Origin of the sequence: Marinicrinis lubricantis (assembly GCF_042658665.1) — a bacterium.
GTDB classification, from domain to species: Bacteria; Bacillota; Bacilli; order Paenibacillales; family KCTC-33676; genus Marinicrinis; species Marinicrinis lubricantis.
On sequence record NZ_JBHSQV010000043.1, the window covers coordinates 1 to 553 of the forward strand.

Annotated in this window: 1 protein-coding gene; it reads left to right on the forward strand. The window is 44.1% G+C overall.

Annotated elements, in window-relative coordinates; all coding sequences use genetic code 11:
• Positions 1 to 2 precede the first annotated feature (2 nt).
• Positions 3 to 553 (forward strand): transposase (locus ACFPXP_RS07925; protein WP_379893703.1); only part of this gene is annotated, 551 nt, incomplete at its 3' end.

A 553-nucleotide genomic window follows, 5' to 3' on the forward strand; every position in this document is an offset into this window, starting at 1 on the left:
AAATGGAACAGCAACATCGTTTTGAAGCTATCTTTGCAACCATAGACATTACTCCAATTCTATCCTTGGTCAGAAAAAGATCTCGCCATGGTGCTCCCGTTGAAGTGAATTACCCAGCTGTCATTTACTCGCTCATTGCCAGAATTGTAGAGCGAATCCCGACCATTAAAGATTTAGTAAAACGACTTCGGGAAGATATCCAGTTTCGGATGGATTGCGGTTTCATGCTTTCAGAACCTATTCCATCGGAGGCTACGTATTCCCGTTTCATTCAAAAGATCAGCCAGAGCCGTGTCTTAGAGGAAATCCAAGTAAAGTTGCTGAAGCAGGCGATGGTCGAAAAGTTTGTTTCTGATGACACGGTAGCCATTGATGCCACTCATGTTGAAGCTCGAGACCAAGCTCCAGCCAAGGAGAAGAAAGAAAAGCCTGAGCCGAAAAAACGCGGGCGTAAGTCCAAACAAGAGCGAGAAGCTTGGTTAAAACAAAAGCAACTGGAAGAAGAGCAGAAGTCATTATATGAAAAAGAAATTGCTGCTCAATTGGTCGAGCC